Source organism: Ruegeria aquimaris (assembly GCF_025751555.1).
GTDB lineage: Bacteria > Pseudomonadota > Alphaproteobacteria > Rhodobacterales > Rhodobacteraceae > Ruegeria_B > Ruegeria_B aquimaris.
In genome coordinates this window covers 136,678-159,537 of record NZ_JAOWLB010000007.1, presented here as the reverse complement: position 1 = coordinate 159,537, position 22,860 = coordinate 136,678, and the positions used below count along the sequence as shown (strand labels likewise).

Annotated in this window: 24 protein-coding genes; 11 read left to right on the top strand and 13 right to left on the bottom strand. The window is 63.0% G+C overall.

Going from position 1 to position 22,860, the window contains the following annotated elements:
• Positions 1-3: 3 nt before the first annotated feature.
• The 4 genes from nosZ to pcaQ all read right to left on the bottom strand — a co-directional run bounded on the left by nosZ (position 4) and on the right by pcaQ (position 5,545).
• Positions 4-1,911 carry a TAT-dependent nitrous-oxide reductase gene (gene nosZ / locus OE747_RS12260; protein ID WP_263828881.1) on the bottom strand — a complete coding sequence of 636 codons (1,908 nt, stop codon included), beginning with the start codon at positions 1,909-1,911 and terminating at the stop codon, positions 4-6.
• Positions 1,912-1,925: 14 nt separating this feature from the next.
• A complete protein-coding gene (locus OE747_RS12255) occupies positions 1,926-4,103 on the bottom strand; it encodes a NosR/NirI family protein (RefSeq protein ID WP_263828880.1) in 2,178 nt (725 codons plus the stop codon).
• On the bottom strand, positions 4,094-4,555 hold the full coding sequence (locus OE747_RS12250; protein WP_263828879.1) for a DUF2946 family protein: 462 nt from the start codon (positions 4,553-4,555) through the stop codon (positions 4,094-4,096). The genes OE747_RS12255 and OE747_RS12250 overlap by 10 nt, the downstream gene beginning before the upstream one ends.
• A 72-nt stretch (positions 4,556-4,627) precedes the next feature.
• Positions 4,628-5,545, bottom strand: a complete 918-nt coding sequence (pcaQ, locus tag OE747_RS12245; protein ID WP_263828878.1) for a pca operon transcription factor PcaQ — start codon at positions 5,543-5,545, stop codon at positions 4,628-4,630.
• Between the two features lie 90 nt (positions 5,546-5,635).
• Here pcaQ and pobA point away from each other — a divergent pair, with 90 nt between their 5' ends.
• The 7 genes from pobA to OE747_RS12210 all read left to right on the top strand — a co-directional run bounded on the left by pobA (position 5,636) and on the right by OE747_RS12210 (position 10,309).
• Positions 5,636-6,805, top strand: coding sequence for a 4-hydroxybenzoate 3-monooxygenase (pobA, locus tag OE747_RS12240; RefSeq protein ID WP_263828877.1), 1,170 nt, complete (start codon positions 5,636-5,638; stop codon positions 6,803-6,805).
• A 22-nt stretch (positions 6,806-6,827) separates the two neighbouring features.
• Entirely contained in the window at positions 6,828-7,205 is a 378-nt protein-coding gene (pcaC, locus tag OE747_RS12235; protein WP_263828876.1) for a 4-carboxymuconolactone decarboxylase, read from the top strand.
• Positions 7,206-7,252: 47 nt separating this feature from the next.
• The gene (pcaH, locus tag OE747_RS12230; RefSeq protein ID WP_263828875.1) at positions 7,253-7,981 is read left to right on the top strand and encodes a protocatechuate 3,4-dioxygenase subunit beta; all 729 of its coding nucleotides are present in this window, start codon (positions 7,253-7,255) and stop codon (positions 7,979-7,981) included.
• Positions 7,982-8,046: 65 nt separating this feature from the next.
• A complete protein-coding gene (pcaG, locus tag OE747_RS12225) occupies positions 8,047-8,667 on the top strand; it encodes a protocatechuate 3,4-dioxygenase subunit alpha (protein ID WP_263828874.1) in 621 nt (206 codons plus the stop codon).
• Positions 8,668-8,681: 14 nt separating this feature from the next.
• Positions 8,682-9,506, top strand: a complete 825-nt coding sequence (locus OE747_RS12220) for a BKACE family enzyme (RefSeq protein ID WP_263828873.1) — start codon at positions 8,682-8,684, stop codon at positions 9,504-9,506.
• A 66-nt stretch (positions 9,507-9,572) separates the two neighbouring features.
• Positions 9,573-9,947, top strand: a complete 375-nt coding sequence (locus OE747_RS12215) for a fluoride efflux transporter FluC (RefSeq protein WP_263828872.1) — start codon at positions 9,573-9,575, stop codon at positions 9,945-9,947.
• Positions 9,944-10,309, top strand: a complete 366-nt coding sequence (locus OE747_RS12210) for a fluoride efflux transporter FluC (RefSeq protein WP_263828871.1) — start codon at positions 9,944-9,946, stop codon at positions 10,307-10,309. Before OE747_RS12215 ends, OE747_RS12210 begins: the two co-directional genes overlap by 4 nt.
• A gap of 132 nt (positions 10,310-10,441) precedes the next feature.
• Here OE747_RS12210 and OE747_RS12205 read toward each other — a convergent pair whose 3' ends face one another.
• Positions 10,442-12,352: a di-heme-cytochrome C peroxidase gene (locus OE747_RS12205; protein WP_263828870.1), complete on the bottom strand. Its 1,911-nt coding sequence runs from the start codon at positions 12,350-12,352 to the stop codon at positions 10,442-10,444.
• Positions 12,353-12,741: 389 nt separating this feature from the next.
• Here OE747_RS12205 and OE747_RS12200 point away from each other — a divergent pair, with 389 nt between their 5' ends.
• Both OE747_RS12200 and OE747_RS12195 read left to right on the top strand, forming a co-directional pair.
• Positions 12,742-13,917, top strand: coding sequence for a helix-turn-helix transcriptional regulator (locus OE747_RS12200; RefSeq protein WP_263828869.1), 1,176 nt, complete (start codon positions 12,742-12,744; stop codon positions 13,915-13,917).
• A gap of 133 nt (positions 13,918-14,050) precedes the next feature.
• A complete protein-coding gene (locus tag OE747_RS12195) occupies positions 14,051-14,845 on the top strand; it encodes a class I SAM-dependent methyltransferase (RefSeq protein ID WP_263828925.1) in 795 nt (264 codons plus the stop codon).
• Between the two features lie 16 nt (positions 14,846-14,861).
• Here OE747_RS12195 and nqrM read toward each other — a convergent pair whose 3' ends face one another.
• The 3 genes from nqrM to OE747_RS12180 form a co-directional block, all read right to left on the bottom strand.
• Complete coding sequence (gene nqrM / locus OE747_RS12190; protein ID WP_263828868.1) at positions 14,862-15,104, bottom strand: (Na+)-NQR maturation NqrM; 243 nt, start codon at positions 15,102-15,104, stop codon at positions 14,862-14,864.
• A gap of 21 nt (positions 15,105-15,125) precedes the next feature.
• Positions 15,126-16,151: an FAD:protein FMN transferase gene (locus OE747_RS12185; RefSeq protein WP_263828867.1), complete on the bottom strand. Its 1,026-nt coding sequence runs from the start codon at positions 16,149-16,151 to the stop codon at positions 15,126-15,128.
• 62 nt (positions 16,152-16,213) lie between these two features.
• Positions 16,214-16,402 (bottom strand): hypothetical protein, encoded by a 189-nt coding sequence (locus tag OE747_RS12180; protein WP_164132193.1) that lies wholly within the window; start codon positions 16,400-16,402, stop codon positions 16,214-16,216.
• Positions 16,403-16,508: 106 nt separating this feature from the next.
• On the opposite strand from OE747_RS12180, the gene OE747_RS12175 reads away from it, so the two are divergent.
• Together OE747_RS12175 and arsB are read left to right on the top strand one after the other, a co-directional pair.
• Positions 16,509-17,033, top strand: a complete 525-nt coding sequence (locus tag OE747_RS12175) for a CBS domain-containing protein (protein ID WP_263828866.1) — start codon at positions 16,509-16,511, stop codon at positions 17,031-17,033.
• A gap of 165 nt (positions 17,034-17,198) precedes the next feature.
• Positions 17,199-18,206: an ACR3 family arsenite efflux transporter gene (arsB, locus tag OE747_RS12170; RefSeq protein ID WP_263828865.1), complete on the top strand. Its 1,008-nt coding sequence runs from the start codon at positions 17,199-17,201 to the stop codon at positions 18,204-18,206.
• A gap of 153 nt (positions 18,207-18,359) precedes the next feature.
• On the opposite strand, the gene nqrF is transcribed toward arsB, so the two are convergent.
• The 5 genes from nqrF to OE747_RS12145 are packed head-to-tail and all read right to left on the bottom strand — an operon-like array spanning position 18,360 to position 22,858.
• Complete coding sequence (nqrF, locus tag OE747_RS12165; protein WP_263828864.1) at positions 18,360-19,580, bottom strand: NADH:ubiquinone reductase (Na(+)-transporting) subunit F; 1,221 nt, start codon at positions 19,578-19,580, stop codon at positions 18,360-18,362.
• 12 nt (positions 19,581-19,592) lie between these two features.
• Positions 19,593-20,201: an NADH:ubiquinone reductase (Na(+)-transporting) subunit E gene (gene nqrE / locus OE747_RS12160; protein ID WP_011241816.1), complete on the bottom strand. Its 609-nt coding sequence runs from the start codon at positions 20,199-20,201 to the stop codon at positions 19,593-19,595.
• Positions 20,201-20,854 (bottom strand): NADH:ubiquinone reductase (Na(+)-transporting) subunit D, encoded by a 654-nt coding sequence (locus OE747_RS12155; protein ID WP_263828863.1) that lies wholly within the window; start codon positions 20,852-20,854, stop codon positions 20,201-20,203. The genes nqrE and OE747_RS12155 overlap by 1 nt, the downstream gene beginning before the upstream one ends.
• A complete protein-coding gene (locus tag OE747_RS12150) occupies positions 20,854-21,657 on the bottom strand; it encodes a Na(+)-translocating NADH-quinone reductase subunit C (RefSeq protein WP_263828862.1) in 804 nt (267 codons plus the stop codon). The genes OE747_RS12155 and OE747_RS12150 overlap by 1 nt, the downstream gene beginning before the upstream one ends.
• A complete protein-coding gene (locus OE747_RS12145) occupies positions 21,650-22,858 on the bottom strand; it encodes an NADH:ubiquinone reductase (Na(+)-transporting) subunit B (RefSeq protein ID WP_263828861.1) in 1,209 nt (402 codons plus the stop codon). The genes OE747_RS12150 and OE747_RS12145 overlap by 8 nt, the downstream gene beginning before the upstream one ends.
• Positions 22,859-22,860 lie beyond the last annotated feature (2 nt).

The window sequence follows — 22,860 nt, the reverse complement described above, 5'->3', positions numbered from 1 at the left end:
GATTTATGCTCCCCGCGGTTCGACAAACATCCGGCCGCGCATTTCCATGTGCAGCGCGTGGCAGAACCACTGGCAATAGAACCAGTGCACGCCCGGACGGTCAGCGACGAAGGTGACCGAGGCGGTCGCCTGCGGCGCCACTTCCATTGCAACGCCAAAGTTGGCCATGCAGAAGCCGTGGGTCACGTCATCCACATCGTCGAGGTTGGTGACATAGACCGTCACCTCGTCGCCCTGTTTCACCGTGAACTTCTCAAGGCTGAAGGTCGGCGCCACGGACGTCATGTAGACCCGCACCTTGTTGCCGTCGCGGATCGGCTCCTCGGCGCCTTCCTCCAGGTCGACGCCATCGGCGGCGGCCTGCTGGCGGGCGTCTTCCCACATCGGGTCGTCGCGGTTCCAGACGTTGACCGGGTTCACCTTGGAGCGATGCACGATGATGCTGTCATGCGGCTCGGCAAAGGTCGGGCCGTCATGCACCACCTTCATCTTGTCGCCGGAGATGTCGATCAGCTGTTCGTTCTCGGGCTTCAAGGGGCCGACATTCAGGAACCGGTCCTTGGAGAACTTGTTCATCGAGATCAGCCATTTGCCGTCGGCCTCGGCGGTTTCTCCCATCGAGGTCGAGTTGTGGCCCGGCTGATACTGCACATCGACCTTGTCGAGGATCGGGTCGACATCGGCGCCGGCATAGGCCTCGATCGCCTTTGCGATGTTCCACTTCACCACCTGACTGTCCAGGAACAGGGTGGTATAGGCGTTGCCCTTGTTGTCGAACGCGGTGTGGAGCGGCCCAAGACCCAACTGCGGTTCGGCCACGATGGCCGAGCGCGGATCGGCATTGTCCGTGAACAGCGCATCGACCTTTTCGACGTCGATCACCGACACGGTGGGCGACAGCTTGCCGTTGATCATGATGTGGCGCTTGTCGGGGGCGGCGTTACAGCCATGCGGGCTGTTGGGGATCGGGATATAGCGGGTATAGTTCTTGCCCGCGCCCTTGCGCCCGTCGACAACCTTGACGCCGTTCAGCTCCTGATAGTCGCCCGCGGCGATGCCGGCCTCGATTTCCTTGAGGTTGAACACAACCACATGGTCCTGCTCGTTCTCGGTCATCTCGGCCAGGTTCATGCCCATTTCCGAGTTGTACGAAGTCGAGAAGGCGTATTTGCCCTGATAGTCGCAATCGGTGTTGTCGAGGTTGCCCGACACGATCACCTGCCAGGCGATTTCCATGCTGTCGCCGTCAATCGCGGTGAAGATGTTCACATATTGCGACGGATCGTCGAGGATCTGACCGTCATTGACCAGCGGCGCCTCATGCTCGCCATTGGCAAAGACATAGCCGGTGCGCGGGTATTTCTGCGGCCGCAGGCCGTGGATGTCATGCGCGTTGGGGATCTCGATAATCTTGTCGCATTTCATCACGTCGCAGCGCACGCGCGCCACGCGTGTGTTGGCCTTGTCGTTCATGAACAGGTAACGGCCGTCATAGGTGCCATCGGTGAACGACATATGCGGGTGGTGCAGGTCGCCGTTGTCATAGGTGACCTTGCCGTTGGCGGCGAGGTACTGCTTGGTTTCGGGCAGCAGGCCCTCGGTCAGCACCTTGAGAGACTCGTTGGTCTGGCCCCAGCCGGTGGCCGAGCAGCGGTTGAACACAGGCACCCGCATCAGCTCGCGCATCGAGGGGATGCCGAGGATGCGCAGTTCGCCGGTCTGGCCCGAGGACCAGAAGCCGTAATACTCGTCCAGCTCGCCGGGTTCGAGATTGGCCTTGGCGGCGGCGGATGCCTCGCGCGCGGTCATCAGGGTGGCCCCCAGCCCGGTGCTGGCGAGAACGGCCCCGGTGGCTGTCGCGCCCAGCAGGCCGCGGCGGGTGACGCTCAGGTTGTTATCGTGGTCCGACATGATCGTTCCTCCTTTCAGGAAGCTTCTTGCGGTTTGGCGTTTGGATGGTTCGCCGGTGGGTGTCCGAGGTTCAGTTTCGGATCGACCGTCCCTGTGCGCGCCCGCCGCTTGATCTGGCGGATGACGACGGGGCATTTGGCCTCGGACTGATAGAGCACCTGGCAATGCAGGCAGGTGATGCATTCGTTCGGGTTGATCTCGCCCGTGGGGTGGATCGCCTGAACCGGGCATTCGTTGGCGCAGGTCTGGCAGGGATTGCCGCAATCCTTGTAGCGGCGCAGCCAGTCGAACATGCGGATGCGGGCGGGGATCGCCAGTGCCGCGCCCAGCGGACACAGGTAGCGGCAATAGAACCGTTCGATGAAAAGGCCGATCAGCAAGAGCAGCAGGGCAAACACCACAAACGGCCAGTCGCGCATGAACTTGAGGATGATCGCGGTCTTGAACGGCTCGACCTCGGCATAGGTTTCGGCCAGCGGGATCGAGACAAAGCTGAGACCGAAAAGACCAAGGAAGATCATGTATTTGACTGGCCAGAGCCGCTCGTTCAGGCCCCAGGGCAGGGTCCATTGCGGCAGGCGCAGGGCGCGGGCCACCTTGTTGGTCAGCTCTTGCAGCGCGCCAAACGGGCAGAGCCAGCCGCAATAGGCGCCCCGGCCCCAGAAGATCAGCGCGGCGGCCACGGCGAACCACTGGATGAACACCAGCGGATCAAGCAGGAACGCGTCCCAGCTGAAGCCCGTGCGCAGGCTGCCCGCCAGCGCCATCAGGTTGACGACGCTCAGCTGGGCATTGGCGTACCAGCCGATGAAGAACAGCGTCGCGGTCAGATAGGCGATGCGGAACCAGTAGAAGACGCGCGCGTTCATCGTGGCCTGGAACTGGAAGAAGAAGGTTGCCGTCAGCAGCAGCAGCATCGCGCTGAGGATGCCGATCTCGACGGTGCGGTCCTTCCAGATCCGTTGCCACAGCGCGGCCTTGGCGGCGGCCTCGTCGCCTGCATCCTCGATCACCGCCGGGGCGGCGGCGGGTAGCAGGAAGCGTTCCGGCAGGCGGTAGCCCAGATCGAAGGTGAGGAAGCTTTTCTCCACCGCGCCCACGGCGCGCTGTACCAGGAGTTGCAGGCGGAAGGGGGCGGCGGGGTCGAATTCGGCATCGGCAGGGATCTTGAAGAGGTCAAGTTCCGAGAACGCAGGCGCATCCTCGGCCGCGACCGTTCCCAGGCGGCGTTGCTGGCGATCGAAGAAGCGCACCGCGCTGTCGCCCTGAATCAGCTGGATCCGGTCGAAGATGCCGCCGCGCACATAGCCCGATCCCTTGAAGCTGTAGGCGCCGCGCCCCAGCACCAGAATGGCCTGTTCACCCGGCTCCAACCAATTGACAAGATTGGTATATTCCGCCTCACCCAGCAGGGTGCGGCCGATCTCGGGGACCGAGACCAGGGCCAGGTGCATGTCGATGAACGTATCCTCGGGCGCGCCCGGTTCGGGCCGCTTGATGGCGCGGGCGTCGCCGGTGGCCTCAAAGGCCGCGTTGACCTGCCCGATATCCAGGGTCATCCGCCGGACCGAGCCGTCGCCCGACAGGGTGAACCAGTCGCTGGTGCCGGTCTGGTCCATGTCGATCTCGCGACGCGGGCCTTCGGGGGTGGCGGGCGACAGGCCGCCCAGACCCAGCGCGCGGGCCACCTTGAGCCCTGCGCGCACCAGGCTGTCGTCGATCACCATGATGGTGACGGTGGCGCCCGAGATGATGTCGAGGTCATGCCCCTCGCCGCCGGTCTCGGCCTCGCGTTTCAGGTCGAGGCCTTTGTAGCCTTCGGTCAGGGCGACCATTTTCGAGTTGGGAATACCAATAAGAACAATGGGTTCCGAGTGCGCTACCAGTTTAACGCCGGTCAGGACGGCATCGGCGTCGATGGCCGCGACCACGTGAATAGGCTTGCCCGAATAACCGGTCGTGCCGACAAAATCAGAGGTCAGGAACGCCCAGGCGACAGGCTCGCCGCCCTTGAGCACCGGGGCGACCTTTACATCCTCGCGCACGGGGCCAAAGGCGTCGGCGCCGGGGGCGAGGTCGGACGGGGCGATATCGGGAAGGAAGCTGGCCAGACTGTCGGCGCGGGCGGCGACCGCCAGCAAGCAGGACAGGGTAAGAACCAACAGGAATTCAGCTGCGCGTTTCAGGACCATGGCGCACCTCCGGTATTTTGGATTGACGCCAGGACCGCGCGGGGGGCGCGGGCAATTCTATCTTGGGCCGCGACCGGGGGGCCGCGGGTTTCGGGCCGCAAACGAGGTGTTTTGACCGTTTTGTACAGCGGTTTCAGACCCCATTGACCGTTTTGTACGCCCTGGAACAAGGCCATGACGGGCAGATCGGGCAGCGGCGCGGGACCGGTCAGTGCGCAGAGCGCGCAGTCGGCACAACGGGGGCAAGGCGCGTTCGGGTCGGGGGTTTCGTCTTCGGTCACCTGAACCCAGACCGCGCCGCTCTCGGAGCAGATCTCGATCCAGTTGCCCTGCCCGGCCTGCGCCAGTTGCGGCGCCATCAGTTGCAGCAGCATCAGCAGGATCGCGGCACAGCCCGCCAGCGCGCGCAGGGCGCGGTGGGGCAGGTTTGCTGATCTGTGCCGGCGGGACATGGGGGCTCCGACTCGGGGATTGCGGTTGATCCGAGTTCTAGAAGCCGGGGCGCCGGGGTTACTTGACTTTGGTCAGGCGTGGCGGTTCGCGCCCAGAACGTTGGTGACCGCCAGGGCAAAGAGCTGCCGAACCGGGGTTTCGGGATGGTCGGGGCGGGTCATCAACCCGACCGGCCCCTGGGTCAGCTCGGTGCGGAAGGGCAGCGCGACCAGACGGCCTTCGGCAATCTCGTTGGCGACCACCCCGCGCGAGATGATCCAGACGCAATCGGATTGCCTTGTGTGCACCCGGCCAAACGCGCCCGAGACGGTTTCGAGACGGTTCGGAAACTCCCCCACCCCGTTGGCGATCAGGAACTGTTCGACCAGCGGCCGGATGGCCGCGCCTGCGGGCGGGTAGATCACCGGCCAGTCGGCAACCCGGCGCAGATCGGGGTCGGACAAGAGCGGGTGGCCCGGGCGCACCACGAACACCACCTGTTCGTCATAGAGCTGGGTAAAGGAAATCCCCTGCATGGTGTCCGAGGGGCCGATGCGGCCGATCACCAGATCAAGCTCTCCCAGCCGCAACCGTTCGGTCAGGTAACCATGCGGTCCGTCGAGGATACGCAGCAGCGCGTTGGGCGCCAGCCGGCCGAATTCCGTCACCACCAGCGGCATCAGGTGGGCTGCCACGCTGGGCAGGGCGCCGACCGACAGCTTGTCCTTTTGCCGGCGGCCTTCCAGCTCGATCCCGTCGAGCCCCTGTTGCAGGCTGGCGATCGACATCTGTGCGAAATGCAAGAACACTTCGCCGGGACGTGTCAGAACCACGCCCGAGCGGCTACGCCGCATCAGGGTGGTGCCGACAATCTCTTCGAGTTCCTTCAGCGTCTTGGACATGGCTGGTTGGGTCAGGAACAGCTTTTCGGCGGCGGTCTTGAGGCTGCGTTCGCGGGCAATCTCGACGAAACACTGGATGTGCCGGAACTTGATGCGTCGGTCGATCATTTACTTTCCAGTATTGATAATCAAATGGCACGATAACTCATTTTACATGTCTGTTCCAATCATCCACCCTGTATTCGGGGAGGATTTTCCATGCGAGTTCAGGTTGTCATCATTGGCGGGGGGCCATCGGGGCTGCTGTTGGGGCAGCTGTTGCACCAAAAGGGCATCGACACGCTGGTGCTGGAGCGCAAGACGCGCGACTACGTGCTGGGCCGCATCCGGGCCGGGGTGCTGGAGGTGGGATTCGTCAACCTGATGCGCGAGGCGGGCGTGGCCAAGCGGATGGAGCGCGAAAGCTTTATCCATGGCGGCACGGTGATCTCTTACGAGGACATGCAGTTCGGCATCAATTTCGAGGAACTGACGGGCAATCATGTCGTTGTCTATGGCCAGACCGAGGTGACCCGCGATCTGTATGATGCGCGCGCGGCGGTCGGGGCCAGGACCGTGTTCAACACCGAACATGTCGAGATCCACGGGGCCGACAGCGACGCGCCATATGTCACCTATCAGGTGGACGGCGCCGAGCACCGGGTCGACTGCGATTATGTGGCGGGCTGTGACGGGTTCCACGGTGTGAGCCGCCAGACCATCCCGCTGACGGTGCGGCGGGAATACGAAAAGGTCTATCCCTTTGGCTGGCTGGGCATCCTGTCGGAGACGCCGCCGGTGAATGACGAGCTGATCTATGCCGGGTCGGATCGCGGGTTTGCGCTGTGTTCGATGCGCAACGCCAATCTGAGCCGGTACTACATCCAGTGTTCGCTCTCGGACCATGCCGAGGACTGGACCGATGCGGCGTTCTGGCAGGAGCTGAAGCGGCGCATTCCGGCAGAGGCGGCGGAACGGCTGGTGACCGGCCCGTCGATCGAGAAGTCCATCGCGCCGCTGCGCTCGTTCGTTTGCGAGCCGATGCGCTGGGGGCGGCTGTTTCTGTGCGGGGACGCGGCGCATATCGTGCCGCCGACCGGGGCCAAGGGGCTGAACACGGCGGCGAGCGATATCCATTACCTCTATCACGCGCTGGTGCAGGTCTATGACACCGGCGAGACCGAGGGCATCGACCGCTATTCGGAAAAGGCGCTGGCGCGGGTATGGAAGACCCAGCGGTTCAGCTGGTGGATGACCACCCTGCTGCACCGGTTCCCGCATCAGTCGGAGTTCGACCTGAAGGTTCAGAAGGCCGAGATCGCATTCCTGCGCGACAGCCGGGATGCGCAGACGGTGCTTGCACAGAACTATGTCGGTCTGCCCTATTAGGGTGCAGCGGAAAGGAAGACGGATGTCCGATCGCTTTGACAACGGAATGAAGGTGCGGCGCCGGGTGCTGGGCGATGCCTATGTCGACCGGGCCGAGGCGGGCAAGACCGCGTTCGACGTGCCGTTCCAGACGCTGATCACCGAGGGCGCCTGGGGCACGGTCTGGGCCTCGGACGGGATCAGCGACCGGGAACGGTCGATGCTGACGCTGGCGCTGTTGGCGGCGCTGGGGAATTTCGAGGAGATCCCGATGCATATCCGGGCCACCGCCCGCACCGGCGCCAGTAAACAAGACGTGCTGGAGGCGTTCCAGCATGTGGCGATCTATGCCGGTGTGCCGCGCGCCAATCAGGCGCTGAAACTGGCCAAGCAGACCTATGCCGAAATGGAACAGGAATAGTCCGGGAAACGCGCGACACGTCCCGCCCGAGAGAGGAGACCACAGAGATGCTCAAACCCGGTGAATTCTACCAGAGGGACAGGGAGTGGCACCCGCCCGCCTATGTGCACAACTACAAGACCTCGGTCGCGCGGTCGCCCCGGCAGGCGCTGATCAGCCTGGAGAACACGGTGAGCGAGATCACCGGTCCGGTGTTTGGTCACGGCGATATCGACGCGGGCGACAATGACCTGATCTACAACTATGCAAAGTCGGGCGAGAGCGCGATTGGCGAGCGGATCATCCTGCATGGCCGGGTTCTGGACGAGAACGGCCGCCCCCTGCCCCATACGCTGGTCGAGATCTGGCAGGCCAATGCGGGCGGGCGGTACCGGCACAAGAAGGACACCTATCTGGCGCCGATCGACCCGAATTTCGGCGGCTGCGGCCGGACCCTGACGGACGAGAACGGCTATTACTATTTCCGCACGGTCAAACCCGGCGCCTACCCCTGGCGCAACTGGGTCAACAACTGGCGGCCAGCGCATATCCATATGTCGATCTTTGGCACGGCGTTCGCGCAGCGGCTGATCACGCAGTGCTATTTCGAGGGCGACCCGCTGATCGCGAAATGCCCGATCGTGAACACCATCCCCGACCCGGCGGCCATCGACCGGCTGATCGCACCCCTGGACCTGAACGCAACGATCCCGCTGGATAGCATCGCCTATAGGTTCGACGTGGTGCTGCGCGGGCGCCGGTCGACCTTGTTTGAAAATCGTCTGGAGGGGAACTGAAGCGTATCCAGGAAAATTGGGAACCGGTTTTCCGGTTCGGAAACGCGACAGAAAAGGAGAAGAGCATGGCGCAGTCTTTGGATTATCTGAAGGAAACCCCGTCGCAGACGGCCGGACCTTATGTGCATATCGGGCTGGCGCCGGGTGCCGCCGGGTTCGACATCTACGGCCAGGAACTGGGCTGGGACATCGCCGGGCCGAATGCGCAGGGCGAACGTATCCGGGTCGAGGGGCTGGTCATCGACGGCACCGGCAGCCCGGTCAAGGACGTGCTGCTGGAGGTCTGGCAGGCCAATGCCGCCGGTATCTACGCCCATCCCGAACACCCAGGCGCGGTCGAGGACGGGTTTCGCGGCTGGGGCCGGGTGATCACCGATTTCGCCACCGGCGAATGGGGGTTCGACACGGTCAAGCCCGGTGCCGTTCCGGGCCGGAACGGAACCGTGCAGGCGCCGCATATCAACCTGTGGATCGTGGCGCGCGGCATCAATGTGGGACTCAACACGCGGCTCTATTTCGAGGACGAGGCGGAGGCCAACGCCGCCGACCCGGTGATCAACATGATCGAATGGGAGAACCGCCGCCAGACGCTGATCGCCCGGCGCAACGAGACGGACGGCAAGGTCGTCTATCGGTTCGACATCCGATTGCAGGGTGAGAACGAGACGGTGTTCTTCGACATCTGAGCCGGGAGGAAGCCATGACCAAACCCTGTATCATCTGCGTCGCCATAACCGGGTCGCTGCCCACCAAGGCCAACAACCCGGCAGTGCCGATCACGGTCGAGGAACAGGTCGAAAGCACGCAAGAGGCATTTGAGGCGGGTGCAAGCATCGCCCATTGCCATGTGCGCAACGACGACCAGACCCCCACCAGCGACCCCGAACGCTTTGGCCGACTGCTGGAGGGGCTGCGGCAGCACTGTCCCGGCATGATCGTGCAATTCTCGACCGGCGGGCGGTCAGGCGCGGGTCAGGCGCGGGGCGGCATGCTGCCGCTGGCGCCTGATATGGCCTCGTTGTCGGTGGGGTCGAACAATTTTCCGACGCGGGTCTATGAGAACCCGCCCGACCTGGTCGACTGGCTGGCCTCGGAAATGCGGACCTATCACGTGACGCCGGAAATCGAGGCCTTTGACCTGAGCCATATCCTGCGCGCCATCGACATGCATGGCAAAGGGCAGCTTTACGGCAAGCTCTATGTGCAGTTCGTCATGGGGGTGAAGAACGCCATGCCCGCCGACCGCGAGGTGTTCGATTTCTACGTGCACACGATGAAGACGCGCGCGCCACAGGCGGAATGGTGCGCGGCAGGGATCGGACCGAACCAGATCGTGGTCAACGAATGGGCCATTGCGGCGGGCGGCCACACGCGCACGGGGCTGGAGGATAACGTGCGGCTGGACCGCGACCGTCTGGCACCATCCAACGCGGCGCTGGTGCGGCGGGCGGCGGAGCTTTGCGAGAAATACGAGCGCCCGGTGGCCAGCTGGCAAGAGGCGCGCGAGATCCTCGCGCTGGCCTGACCCGCCGCAATTGAAAACCGCCCCTTCGCCCGGTATGCCGGTGGCGCAGGCGGATAAGGGGCGCGGGTGGCACGGGCAGGCATGTATCTGGCGGTATTTGTGGGCGGCGCGGCGGGGTCGCTGCTGCGCGAACTGTTCGCGCTGGAAATCCCCGGTCTGCCGCTGGTGACCGCCACTTTCGGAATCAATACGCTGGCCTGCCTGATCCTGGGCTGGCTATACGCCGTGCGGCACCGGGTGCATGCCCATGTGCTGCATCTGGGCGCGGTTGGGTTCTGCGGCGGGCTGTCGACCTTTTCGTCCTTCATCTTCGAACTGGACCGGATGATCCGGCTGGAGGGCTGGGGCACGGGGCTTGGTGCCATGACGCTGGAGATTGTCGCGGGCCTTGCGGCGGCGGTGCTGGGCGAGGCGCTGGGGCGCCGGAGGGCGGCGCGATGAGCGGGGTTTACCTGCATCTCCTGTTTGCATTTGGCGGCGGGCTGGGCGCGGTGCTGCGGCACTGGACGGCGCGCCGGATCACCCATGACCTGCCGCTGGCAACGCTGGCGGTGAATGTCGCGGGCACGCTTCTGCTGGGGCTGTGGCTGGGCCATCTGGAGGCCACTGGCGCGGGTGTCGGCGAGGATACGCGCCGGTTGGTGCTGGGCTTTTGCGGCGGGCTGACCACGTTTTCCAGCTTCGCCTGGCAGACGCTCGACCTGAATCGCTCGCGCACGATCCTGATTGCGGCGGGCAATATCCTGATCAGCGTCGTGCTTTGCGCCCTGGCTTTCCTGTTGGGACAGACCGTGACCGGCTGACCGGCTTCGGGTTCGGCGCCATTGAGTATTTATGACCAGAAAGAAGCCGCAGCGCGTTCAGGCTTCTTTCTGGTTCAAAATACTCCCGCCGGAGGCGCCCGCACGTGCCACGCGCGCAGGCGCCGGGACGGGTCACAGGGTCTTCAGATACTCCAGCAGGGCGCGGCGATCCTCTTCGGACAGGCCTGCCGTGCCATAGTCATGGCCCGAGTTGAAATTGCCAGGGATCGGTTCGCCATCCTCGCCGCGGGCGCGGAAGGTGAAGGGGTTCTGCTCCGGGTCCGAGACGAAGCCGACCTTGACCGGATCAAACTCGCGGCTGCCGATGCCGAACACCTCGGGCCGGGTTTCGGCATCCTCGGGCAGGGCGGCGTCGAGGTCGGAGGCCGTGTTGCGCATGCGCGCGGGCAGCAGCAGGTCGTAGAGCGTGGGCACCGAGCCGTTGTGCAGATAGGGCGCGGTGGCCCAGATCCCGTTCAGCGCACGGGCCTTGTAGGCGAGGAGCGCGTGATCCTGGGTCAGGCAATCCTGCGCGTCGGCCTTCTTCTTCTGATCCGTCACGCCGGGCAGGTATTCGGTGATCAGCCCGCTTTCGGTGCGGTCGCCCGAGGGGCGGTCATCCTCGTAGAGGATCGCGCCCAGCACCTCGCCCCGCTTGCCCCAGATGGCGCCGATCGTGGCGTTGACCAGCATCATGCGGGTGAAATCCTCGACCGGGTCGATGCGGGCGCCTTCGGTGATCACGTACTGGCCGCCAAACTGGCCGGGTTTCGAGCGGTGCAGGAAGGTGTTGCAACTGGTGAACACGTCGGTGCCGATCTCGGCCAGCGGCGTCATTGTGGTGGCCATCGGGCTGGTGGTGTCGGAGGCGTCCATGTGGCTGTGGCAGTCGGCGCAGCTTTCGCCGTCGATCTTGCGGGTGAACACCTCGCGCCCGCGCGCTGCGAGATCCCAGTCGATGGCGCCCAGCATATCTTCGGGCCATTTCGGCGATTGCAGGCTTTCGAGCTGGCGTTCGAGCGAGACCAGCTCGCGGACCCGGGCGCTGGAGGGATAGCCCCGGCGCACGGTGAACTTGTCGGTCTCGATATGGGCAAAGACGCCGATCACCTCGGAGGTGTTACGCACCAGCGCGCCCAGTTCCGTGCTTTCGCCGAGGAAGCGGATCTTGAACATCCGCTTGGCGATGCCGTTCCATTGCAGCTGCTCCTGCTGCGAGGTGTTCCAGATATGCGGATAGCTGGCTGGCGCGTCGGCCAGCACATTGGTGATCTGGTTCGGGTCGCGGACGGTCAGCGCAACCTTGTTCAGGATATGGCCCTGAGCATCCAGCCGGGCATGGCCATAGCGCACCTTGGGTGCCGCGTTCTTGTCGGCCAGCGCCTGCTGCCAGGCGATCTGTTCGCCGAGCTGGGTTTCCAGCGATGCGCGGGTGTCGATATCGTGATCCTGCCCCAGCACGGCGCGCGCGAAGCGGTCGAAGCGGGTGCGGTCGGTCACGGTGTCCTTGAGCGATTGCAGCAGGTCCTCTTCCATCCGCTGGAAATCGGCGAGCGTGGGTGCGCCTTCGATCCGCAGGCGGCGGCCCTGATGGGTGATCTCGTTGGTGTGGCAGGCCGAGCAGGTGAGCCCGACCCAGGGTTTGCGCATGGTCAGCGCATCGCAGGTCTCGGGGAAGGTATCGCACATCAGGTCCGCCGACAGGCTCTGGTCCTGGTCGATCACCCAGCCGAGCGGCAGACCCTCGGGATTGTTCACCGGGTCGGGGTTGGCGATATAGCCCAGCTCTTCCATATAGGCGCGGTCGAGAAAGGCGCGCTGGCCTTCGCCGGGCTGTTCCAGCGCCTGGAGCCAGTCGAGCGGCAAGAGGCGCGAGCCCTGGGTGGTGGTGTACCACCAGCGGCGCTGTGCATCGTTCCAGCCCTGATCCAGGCATTCGACGTCGCGACAGACGCTCCAGCCCGATTGCGCCTGGGCCTGGGGAGCGCCCAGAATCGCAAACGCACCAAGCAGGGTCAAACCAATCCAATGTCTCGAAATCATCACTCACCTCCGGTGCTGTTGCAGCCGCTCCTGTCCTTGCCACAGGGGCGGCGACCCCATTGTGCCGCCGCCCCTGCGTGTTTTTCAAATGTCTTTTTCAATTTTTACGCGCTTAAACATGGCTTGAGTTGAATATATTGATATGCTGAGCGGCGTCTGTCTTGCGCCGTATCCCGCCCAGGGCCGGGTCCAGAATACCCCCGTTTCCCTGTCCGGTTTTGGCGATCGGCCCGCCTCAGCCGCCAGCTCAGCACTTTAATGACTTTTTCCGAGCCACTCACTCACGGACTTGAATGATACGTAGCGTAAAGCAGGAACGACTTTGAAAAATCACCAGAACTGGTGAAACCGGGTATAGTCAGTACCAACCACTCGAATCACCAAGTCCAATGTCCAAGACCGACCGGCACGATCAGATAGTAGTTTCCATTTACGACGCCGCGCTGGATCCGGGGAAATGGCCTGCCCTGCTGAGCGAAATCGCGCAATATGCGGGTGCGGTCGGGGCCATGATTTTCGAAGTGGAAACGCCACAGGACCGGCCGCATCTGTTGGCCTCGCATTTCAGCGATACCTACAACGCGGGGCTGGTGCAGGGCTATCTTGCGCAGCATAACGACCTGGAGATCGCCGATCAGGCGGTTTTCGCCCGGCATTCCCGGGCGACCGACGATATCGAACTGATCCCCGATTCGGTTCTGGCGGCGTCCGAGGCCGAATTGCTGGCACGGCCCAATCAGCGCACCATGATGCAATACGGCATCCGCTATCGCTGTGGCGCCCTGCTGAACAAGGACCAGCTGTTTCACGACCGGTTTTCGATGCAGTTCGGGTCCGACGCGGCAGAGGATCTGCCGCTGCGGCTGGCGCGCGCCTCGCGGTTGTTGCCCCATATCGCCAAGGCGCTGAGCATCGGCCGCCCGATCCAGGCGGTGCAGAAGCGGCACCGGACGGTGCTGAACGCGCTCGACAAGCTGGATGTCGGGTTCTGTGTGCTGGACAGCCGGATGAACGTGATCGTCGACAATGAAGAGTTCCGCCGTCAGGCCGACGAGGCCGGAGTCTATCGCACGACGCCGCGCGGGCAGCTGTCGTTCCGGAGCGAAAGCGATCTGGGCCGGGCACGGGCGCTGATGGACGGGGTTGCCGGGCATGGCCGGTTCGGCGCGCGTCCGCGCAAGGAAGCGGTCGAAGCCGACCACAAGGGACAGCCCGCCGCCACCGAAGCGCTGTGCATCGACATCTCGCCCCTGAACAGGGCAGGCGAGATGGGGAATGGTCCGATCGACGGATATCTGCTGATGAGCACGGATACCAGCCGCAGCTATCGGCTGGAGATGCCATGCCTTGCGGCGCTGTTCGACCTGAGCGAGGCGGAAAGCGCGGTGCTGGAACTGATGGCGGAAGGCAAGACCAACAAGCAGATTGCCGAAGAGCGGGGCCGGTCGCTGGATACGGTCAACACCCAGGTCAAGTCGATCCTGTCGAAATCGAACTGCGAGAACCGGACCCAGGCGATCCGGATGGCAACCAATATCTCGTCGGGTTTTCTGGTTCGGGACTGAGGGCCGGGCGCGGGGTGCGGTTGTGCGCACTTGCCTCTGCCGCAACGCTCGTGATAGCGTCCGGCCATTCGCGCGGATGCCGGATACATCAAGAATATGAACATATTTTCAAGGAGATACGGCATTGAACGAAGTGGTAATCGACGCATCATTCCTGCCTGAGGTGGAGCGGACATCGCTGTCGGACATTCCCGAACACCTGCTGCGCCACACCATTGGCACGACGGATCTTGCACATTTCCAGCGCTCGGCCCTGGAGCATATCGCGTTCTTCGAGGCGGCCACGCTGAAGCATGACGGGAAGCGGCTGTATGATTATCAGTCGATCCTTGATTTCGGCTGCGGCACCGGCCGGCTGATGCAGATGTTCCCGAACACCGCCAACATCAAGGGCTGTGATCCGAACGGGCCGCTGGTCAAGTTCTGCAACGACTTCTTCAAACATGCCGAAGTGTATCAGAGCCAGCCGGAACCGCCGCTGAAATGGGCCGACGGGACCTTTGATCTGGTGTACAGCTTCTCGGTGTTCTCGCATCTCAAGCGCGACAGCGAAGAACGCTGGCTGAAGGAACTGGCCCGTGTCGGCAAGCCGGGCTGTATCTATCTGATCACCGTGCAGGGCGACTGGTGGCTGGAAAGCAAGTTCCCCAAGCCGGAGCGCGAGCAGATCCAGAATGCCGGGTTCTGGTATTTCGACATTCATACGTCGCGCGGGACCGACATGGATTTCCCGGAAAACTACGGTTCGTCCATCCACACCTCGGATTTCATCCGCCAGGAGTGGAGCAAGCACATGGATGTCCTTGAGGTCTACAAGGGCCGACCGCCGATGCTGTATGATCACCCCGCGTTGCCCGAGGCCCACCGCCGCGCGCTGCAAGGCAGCCGCTCGATGGGTCAGGACATGGTGATCATGCGGAAACGGTAAGACAAGGAAGCGCGGGTCAGCCGCGCTTTTCCTGTTCCAGCTCGGCCGCGATCTTGCGCGCGCGCGGACATTGCAACCGCTCGCGCAGCGGGCTGTCGGGGTCGATCTCCTTGGAGCAGACAACGCAGCGGTCGGCGCCGGAAATGGCGTTGAGCCCGCCGCAGCTGCCCTTGATCCGCTTGCCCATCAGCATGACGCCAAGCGACATGCCCAGCATCACGATCAGCAAGAGGAAAAAGGCCAGCAGGAAGGTTGTCATCTGGGGCGCCCCCGTTTCGGATCAGTCGGTGTTGAGCAGGTCGGCGAATGCGCTGCTCTGTGCTGTCATATAGGCATCGTCGCCGCCTTGCACGTCTCTTTCGATGAAGAACACGGCAAGGTTATTGGCTTCGGCCACTTTCAGCCCCGCGTCCAGCCCCAGAACCAGCATCGCGGTGGCCCAGGCATCGGCCATCATCGCGGTGTCGGCAATGACGGTGACCGAGGTGGTGCGGTGTGTGACCGGGCGGCCGGTGACCGGGTCGAGGATATGGGAATAGCGGCGGCCTTCATGTTCGAAATAGTTGCGGTAATCGCCCGAGGTGGCCATGCCGTGGTCGCTGACCGGCACCACCAGCTGGATGCTCTGCGCGCCCTGGTCGGGGCGTTCGATGCCGATGCGCCAGGCCTCGCCCTTGTCATTGTTGCCCCTGGTCACCAGATCGCCGCCGATCTCGACCAGATAGCTTTCGGCGCCCAGCCCGGCAATCGTGCGCGCCACCGCGTCGACGCCAAAGCCCTTGGCGATGGCGCTGAGGTTGATTCCGGTCTCGGGCCGGGCCTTGGCGATGGTTCCGGCGCCCGCGTCCAGCGTCAAGAGGCGGGTCTGGCCGACACCTTGCAGCGCGGTTTCAATGGCCTCGTCGGCGGGAATCGGGTCTTCGGGCTTGCGCGGACCAAAACCCCAGAGCTCGATCAGGGGCCCGAGGGTCACGTCGAACTTGCCGCCCGATTTCTGATGCACTTCGTTGGCCGCGGTCAGGATAGTGACGAAATCCGCCGATACCGGCATCGGCGTGGTCTGGGCGCTGGCCGAGAAGGTCGAGACTTCGGATTTCGGATCCCAGTTCGACATCTTGCCGTTCACCGCCGTCAGGGTCTCGGCCACGGCGGCGGCGAGTTTCGCCTCGTCCAGATCGGGGCCGATGGCGGTGACGTGATAGGTGGTGCCCATCGTCTCGCCCGAGAGTTTGACGACAACCGGCTCTTCATCGAACAGGCAGGCGGAGAGCAAGAGAGTGGCGGAGAGGGCAAGCCAACGGAACATCGAAAAACCTCGGCGATTTCGCTGCTGCGGCATAGGACAGCGGCGGGGCGGTGTCAAACGCCTCAGGGTCGCAGCGGCAGAAAGGCGAGAACCAGCAGGCCGATGGCCGCCGGGACGCCGTAAAGCCAGAGCCGCGACCGGGGCGCGGGGGGATCGGCCTTCCATGTCTTGCGGTAGCCGTGACCGCAGACCACCACCACGAAGAAGATCAGCGCGGCGGAAAACGGGGTCAGGTGCAGGGTATCGAACATCGCGGCCTTGCCGATTTTCGGGGTCCGGGCATTTCGGGCCTTCCCGGATCGGTCTGCCGGGGTAAGATGGAGGTGAACCCGCAGCAGGACAACAGGAGACCCGCGCATGGCACCCAGTTCATATCAGCCGCCGACCCGGGGCGACAAGGCCGACACGGCAACCTATAGCCAGACGGTGGAATCGAACCTGGCGCATTCCCAGTCGACGGTGGCCAAATTGCTGGAGGGCAAGGGCGACGCGATATTCTCGGTCCGGCCGGGGGACACGATCGGGCATGTGGTGGGCGTCCTGAAGGAAAAGCGGATCGGCGCCGTGGTGGTGACGGATCAGAATGGCACGTTGCAAGGCATTCTGTCGGAACGGGACATCGTGCGGCGCATGGCTGACACGCCGGGCCAGACCCTGCCACAGCAGGTCGAGGCGCTGATGACCAAGAGCGTGCGCACCTGCACGCCCGAGGACACGCTGACGGATGTGCTCAAGACGATGACCGAGGGCCGGTTCCGCCACATGCCGGTGGTCAAGGACGGCAACCTGTGCGGCATGATCACCATCGGCGACGTGGTGAATTTCCGCCTGCGCGAGCTCGAATACGAAGCGCTGCGGATGAAACAGATGATCGTCGGTTAGGGTCCCGCCCGGAAATCAGAGTGCACGGCCGAAGGCGGCTTCTGCCGGCGCCGGTCATTCTTGCCGGTAAAGCCCATGACCGGAACGCAGCCCGGGCCACCGATTTTTCAGGATTGCGAGGACGAGTTCACAATTTGGTTCGCTAGACGAGGTATGTGGCAGACCATGAGTGTTTTCGAGCGGTATCTTTCTGTTTGGATTGCGCTGGCGATGATCGTCGGCATCCTGGTTGGCAGTGCCGTTCCCGGCCTGGTGGAGACGATTGCCGCAGCTGAAGTGGCAAACGTAAACCTTGTGGTTGCGGTTCTGATCTGGGCGATGGTCTACCCGATGATGGTGGGGGTCGATCCCGGCACCCTCAAAGGCGCGGCGAAGCAGCCAAAGGGTTTGGCGATCACGCTGGCGGTGAACTGGCTGATCAAGCCGTTTACAATGGCCGCGCTTGGCGTTGTGTTCTTTGACTATGTCTTTGCCGATTTCATCGCACCCGAAGATGCACAACAATACATTGCGGGGCTCATCCTGCTTGGGGCCGCGCCCTGTACAGCGATGGTTTTCGTCTGGTCCCAGCTTACACGTGGCGACGAGAGTTATACGCTGTTGCAGGTTTCAGTAAACGATGTGGTCATGGTCTTCGCCTTTGCGCCCATCGTCGCCTTTCTGTTGGGTGTCACGGATATCGCCGTGCCATGGGAGACGCTGTTTCTCTCGGTCGTGCTGTTTGTTGCGCTGCCGCTGGCAGCAGGTATCTGGACGCGTCGGCGGCTTGGCAGTGCAGAGCGCATCGACCGGTTCCGAGACCGGATCAAGCCATGGTCCATCCTGGGCCTGATCGCGACGGTAGTCATCCTGTTCGGCCTTCAGGGGCAGGTGATCCTTGACCGGCCTCAGGTTATCGCGCTGATCGCAGTACCGATCCTGATCCAGTCCTATGGTATCTTCGCGCTGGCATATGCATCGGCCTGGGCGCTGCGGGTTCCCCACAGGATCGCAGCCCCCTGTGCGTTGATCGGAACCTCAAATTTCTTCGAGCTTGCGGTCGCGGTGGCGATCAGCCTTTTCGGCCTGAATTCAGGCGCCGCGCTGGCCACGGTGGTCGGAGTTCTGGTCGAGGTGCCGGTGATGCTGTCGCTGGTGGCCTTTGCCAACCGGACACGCACCTCGTTCAGCTGACGCCAACCCTGTTGCCGTGATCTCGATCTTCGGAAAATCGTTCACGCCGCGGGGCAACGCTTTGCCAAATTGGCGTTTCGCGCTCTACCTTGCGCTCTGGCCCGCCGGATCCTAGAAACGAAAACCCGGCGCATCTCTGCGCCGGGTTTCTATTTATCCACCGAAGTCGTCCAGCATGATGTCTTCGCGGTCGACGCCCAGGTCGACCAGCATCTTGATCACCGACTGGTTCATGATCGGCGGGCCGCACATGTAGAATTCGCAATCCTCGGGCGCGGGGTGGTTCTTGAGATATTCCTCGAAGAGCACATTGTGGATGAAGCCGGTGTAGCCCGTCCAGTCATCGCCCGGCTGCGGGTCGCTCAGCGCCACATGCCATTCGAAATTCTCGTTCTCGGCGGCAAGCTGGTCGAAATCCTCGACAAAGAACATCTCTTTGCGCGAGCGGGCGCCGTACCAGAAGGTGATCTTGCGCTTGGATTTCAGGCGCTTGAGCTGGTCGAAGATATGGCTGCGCATCGGTGCCATACCGGCGCCGCCGCCGATGAACACCATCTCCTTGTCGGTGTCGCGGGCGAAGAATTCACCGAACGGACCCGAGATGGTGACCTTGTCGCCCGGTTTCAGGTTGAAGATATACGATGACATCTGGCCTGCCGGGATGCCCTCGGAGCCCGGCGGCGGCGAGGCCACCCGGACGTTGAGCATGATGATGCCTCGTTCCTCGGGGTAGTTGGCCATCGAATAGGCGCGTTCGATCGGGACGGTCACGGTGGACTTGTACTGCCACAGATTAAACTTGTCCCAGTCCTCGCGATACTCTTCCTGAATGTCGAAATCGGTATAGGCGAGCTGGTGCGCGGGGGCCTCGATCTGGATATAGCCGCCAGCGCGGAAGTTGACGTTCTCGCCCTCGGGCAGTTCCAGCACCAGCGCCTTGATGAAGGTGGCGACGTTTTCGTTGGAACGCACGGTGCATTCCCACTTTTTCACGCCGAACACTTCCTCGGGCACCTCGATTTCCATGTCCTGTTTGACCGCAACCTGGCAGGAAAGGCGGTCGCCGCAAGCGGCCTCGCGCTTGGTGATATGGCTTTCCTCGGTCGGCAGGATCGAACCGCCGCCGGAATGCACCTTGACCCGGCATTGCGCGCAGGTGCCGCCGCCGCCGCAGGCCGAGGGCACGAACAGCTTTTCAGCCGCCAGCGTCTGCAACAGCTTGCCACCGGCGGGGACCGAGATGGTTTTCTCGCCGTTGATGGTGATGTTGACATTGCCGGTCGAGACCAGCCGCGAGCGGGCCATCAGGATCACGGTAACCAGCGCGATGACGATCAGCGTAAAGAGGACGACGCCCAGCGAAAAGGTTTCCATCTGTCCGCCTCCTTACAGTTTGACGCCCGAGAAGGACATGAAGGCCATGGCCATCAGCCCCGCGGTGATGAAGGTGATGCCCAGACCCTGAAGCCCGTCGGGCACGTCGGAATATTTCAGTTTCTCGCGCACGCCCGCCATGGCGGTGATCGCCAGCGCCCAGCCGAAGCCCGAGGACAGGCCATAGGTCGTCGCCTCGGCAAAGTTGTAATCACGTTCCACCATGAACAGCGAGCCGCCCAGGATGGCGCAGTTCACCGTGATCAGCGGCAGGAAGATGCCAAGCGCGTTGTAGAGCGGCGGGAAATACTTATCGAGGATCATCTCGAGGATCTGCACCATCGCCGCGATCACCCCGATATAGGAGATCAGACCGAGAAAGGTCAGGTCCACATCCGGAAAGCCCGCCCAGGCCAGCGCGCCGGGTTTCAGGAGCGTGTTCAAAAGCAGGTTGTTGGCGGGCACGGTGATGGCCTGCACCACCATGACCGAGATGCCAAGACCAAGCGCGGTCGAGATCTTCTTCGACACCGCGATGAAGGTACACATGCCGAGAAAGAAGCTGAGCGCCAGGTTCTCGACGAATACGGCCTTGACCGCGAGGGAAATCAGCCCTTCCATCAATGCGCCTCCACCGACTGGATCTTGAATTCACGTTCCTCGACCTGCTTGGGCTTCCAGGTGCGGAAGGCCCAGATCAACAGGCCGATCACGAAAAACGCCGAGGGCGGCAGCAGCAACAGGCCGTTGGGCACATACCAGCCGCCATTGTTGACGGTTTGCAGGATGATCACGCCAAACAGGCTGCCCGAGCCGAACAGCTCGCGGATCACGCCGACCAGCATCAGGATCAGCCCGTAACCCAGCCCATTGCCGACACCGTCGATGAACGAGGCCACCGGCGGGTTTTTCATGGCAAACGCCTCGGCCCGGCCCATCACGATGCAGTTGGTGATGATGAGGCCCACAAAGACCGACAGGGTTTTTGAGATCTCAAAGGCATAGGCCTTGAGGATCTGGTCGACCAGGATCACCAGGCTGGCGATGATCACCATCTGCACGATGATCCGGATCGAGCTGGGTATCTGGTTGCGCAGGATCGAGATGAAGAAGGACGAGAACGCCGTCACAAACGTCACCGCCAGCGCCATGACAAAGGCCACTTGCAGCGACGAGGTGACCGCCAGCGCCGAGCAGATGCCCAACACCTGGAGCGTGATCGGGTTGTTGTCGACCAGCGGATCGACCAGGAGTTCTTTCTTGGTCTGGCTCATCAGATCTCTCCCGCTTTCAGGGCCTCGAGGAAGGGCGCGTAGCCTTGCTCGCCCATCCAGAACCGCACCAGGTTATCCACCCCGACCGAGGTCAGCGTAGCGCCGGCCAGCGCGTCGACATAGAAATCGGGGCCGGCGGCTGGCTGCGTCTTGGCGACGGTGATCTGCAATTCGCCGGCATCGTCGCGCAGCTTCTTGCCGTTCCACATCGCCTTCCAGCGCGGGTTATCCACCTCGGCGCCCAGGCCCGGGGTTTCGCCATGCTGATAGAATTGCAGGCCAAAGATGTCGTTGCCGTTCTCTTCGACCGCGATGAAACCATAAAGCGTCGACCACAGGCCATAGCCGTGGATCGGCAGGATCACCTTGTCGATGCCACCGGCCTCGTCCCGCAGCAGATAGACGGTGCGATAGAGCGCCTGGCGGCCGATCCCGGCGGGGTCGTCGCTCAGCGCACGGCTCAGGTCCGGTTCGCTGGCAGCGGCCTTGTCATCGAATGTGGCCGCGTCGAACTGGTCGGTGAACCGGCCGGTGGCCAGCTCCAGCACCTGCGGTTCAAACGCCTTGAACGCCTCGGCCACGTTCTGGCCCGGCTCGAACAGCCCCGCGACCTGCAGAATGTTCATCTGCTTGTCCTTGAGCTTGTTAACCTCTTGCACTGGGCGCAGGGCGACGGCGGCAGAGGACACGATCATCGAGGCGACCAGACAGACGGCCACGGCGACAAAGATGGTCTTGCCCACCGAATCCGGCGGCGCGGCGAGGAAGCGGGCGATCAGGCCCTGATTCCGTGTCTCAGACATGGCGGCGGGCCCTCCGTTTGATGTTGGCCTGCACGACGAAATAGTCGATCAGCGGTGCGAAGACGTTGCCGAACAGGATGGCGAGCATCATGCCTTCGGGGAAGGCGGGGTTGATCACCCGGATCAGCACCACCATGACCCCGATCAGCGCGCCATAGATGTAGCGGCCGGTATTGGTGTGGCTGGCCGAGACCGGCTCGGTCACCATGAAGGCGAGGCCAAAGGCATAGCCGCCCAGCACCAGATGCCAATACCAGGGCATGGCGAACATCGGGTTGCTGTCCGACCCAATGACATTGAGCAGCAGCGAAAAGCCGATCATGCCCGCCATACAGCCCACGATCAGGCGCCAGTTGGCGATTTTGGTCATCAGCAGGAAGGCAAGCCCGATCAGGCAGGCCAGAGTCGAGGTCTCGCCAAAGCTGCCCTGAATGGTGCCATAGAACGCGTCCATCCAGGTGATGCCGTTGGCCGCCAGCTGCTGATAGCCATCCGCCGCCGACACCGCCAGCGCGGTGGCGCCGGAAAACCCGTCGACCGGGGTCCAGACGCTGTCACCCGACATGTTGGCGGGATAGGCGAAATACAGGAACGCGCGCCCGACCAGCGCGGGGTTGAGGAAGTTCTTGCCGGTGCCGCCAAACACTTCCTTGCCGATCACCACCCCGAACGAGATGCCAAGCGCCACCTGCCACAGCGGCGCGCTGGCCGGCATGATCAGGGTGTAGAGCATCGAGGTGACCAGAAAGCCCTCGTTCACCTCATGGCCGCGCACGGTGGCAAAGACCACCTCCCAAATGCCGCCGACGACCAGCGTGGTCAGGTAGATCGGCAGGAAATACAAGAACCCGTGCGCCACATTGGCCAGCGGATTTGCCGCGTCCAGCGAAATGCCAAGCGCCTGAAGTATGGCGATGCGCCAGCCGGTGGCCGCATCGGCCCCCAGCATCGCGATGGCCGAATTGGCCTGATAGCCGGTGTTCCACATGCCCCACAGGATGCAGGGGATGGTGGCGATCACGACATAGGTCATGATCCGTTTCATATCGACATAAGACCGGGCATGCGGCGCCGCCGTTGTCACCGTCTTGGGCGTGTAGATGAAGCTCTCCACCATCTCGTAGATGGGGAAGAATTTCTCATACTTGCCGCCCTTGGTGAAATTCGGCTCGATCCGGTCAAAGAAGTTGCGCAACCCCATGG

Excerpts from the sequence above, each read along its gene's own strand:
- nosZ (WP_263828881.1), bottom strand. The coding sequence starts at position 1,911 with ATGTCGGACCACGATAACAACCTGAGCGTCACCCGCCGCGGCCTGCTG.
- OE747_RS12255 (WP_263828880.1), bottom strand. The coding sequence starts at position 4,103 with ATGGTCCTGAAACGCGCAGCTGAATTCCTGTTGGTTCTTACCCTGTCC.
- OE747_RS12250 (WP_263828879.1), bottom strand. The coding sequence starts at position 4,555 with ATGTCCCGCCGGCACAGATCAGCAAACCTGCCCCACCGCGCCCTGCGC.
- pcaQ (WP_263828878.1), bottom strand. The coding sequence starts at position 5,545 with ATGATCGACCGACGCATCAAGTTCCGGCACATCCAGTGTTTCGTCGAG.
- pobA (WP_263828877.1), top strand. The coding sequence starts at position 5,636 with ATGCGAGTTCAGGTTGTCATCATTGGCGGGGGGCCATCGGGGCTGCTG.
- pcaC (WP_263828876.1), top strand. The coding sequence starts at position 6,828 with ATGTCCGATCGCTTTGACAACGGAATGAAGGTGCGGCGCCGGGTGCTG.
- pcaH (WP_263828875.1), top strand. The coding sequence starts at position 7,253 with ATGCTCAAACCCGGTGAATTCTACCAGAGGGACAGGGAGTGGCACCCG.
- pcaG (WP_263828874.1), top strand. The coding sequence starts at position 8,047 with ATGGCGCAGTCTTTGGATTATCTGAAGGAAACCCCGTCGCAGACGGCC.
- OE747_RS12220 (WP_263828873.1), top strand. The coding sequence starts at position 8,682 with ATGACCAAACCCTGTATCATCTGCGTCGCCATAACCGGGTCGCTGCCC.
- OE747_RS12210 (WP_263828871.1), top strand. The coding sequence starts at position 9,944 with ATGAGCGGGGTTTACCTGCATCTCCTGTTTGCATTTGGCGGCGGGCTG.
- OE747_RS12205 (WP_263828870.1), bottom strand. The coding sequence starts at position 12,352 with ATGATTTCGAGACATTGGATTGGTTTGACCCTGCTTGGTGCGTTTGCG.
- OE747_RS12200 (WP_263828869.1), top strand. The coding sequence starts at position 12,742 with ATGTCCAAGACCGACCGGCACGATCAGATAGTAGTTTCCATTTACGAC.
- nqrM (WP_263828868.1), bottom strand. The coding sequence starts at position 15,104 with ATGACAACCTTCCTGCTGGCCTTTTTCCTCTTGCTGATCGTGATGCTG.
- OE747_RS12185 (WP_263828867.1), bottom strand. The coding sequence starts at position 16,151 with ATGTTCCGTTGGCTTGCCCTCTCCGCCACTCTCTTGCTCTCCGCCTGC.
- OE747_RS12180 (WP_164132193.1), bottom strand. The coding sequence starts at position 16,402 with ATGTTCGATACCCTGCACCTGACCCCGTTTTCCGCCGCGCTGATCTTC.
- OE747_RS12175 (WP_263828866.1), top strand. The coding sequence starts at position 16,509 with ATGGCACCCAGTTCATATCAGCCGCCGACCCGGGGCGACAAGGCCGAC.
- arsB (WP_263828865.1), top strand. The coding sequence starts at position 17,199 with ATGAGTGTTTTCGAGCGGTATCTTTCTGTTTGGATTGCGCTGGCGATG.
- nqrF (WP_263828864.1), bottom strand. The coding sequence starts at position 19,580 with ATGGAAACCTTTTCGCTGGGCGTCGTCCTCTTTACGCTGATCGTCATC.
- nqrE (WP_011241816.1), bottom strand. The coding sequence starts at position 20,201 with ATGGAAGGGCTGATTTCCCTCGCGGTCAAGGCCGTATTCGTCGAGAAC.
- OE747_RS12155 (WP_263828863.1), bottom strand. The coding sequence starts at position 20,854 with ATGAGCCAGACCAAGAAAGAACTCCTGGTCGATCCGCTGGTCGACAAC.
- OE747_RS12150 (WP_263828862.1), bottom strand. The coding sequence starts at position 21,657 with ATGTCTGAGACACGGAATCAGGGCCTGATCGCCCGCTTCCTCGCCGCG.
- OE747_RS12145 (WP_263828861.1), bottom strand. The coding sequence starts at position 22,858 with ATGGGGTTGCGCAACTTCTTTGACCGGATCGAGCCGAATTTCACCAAG.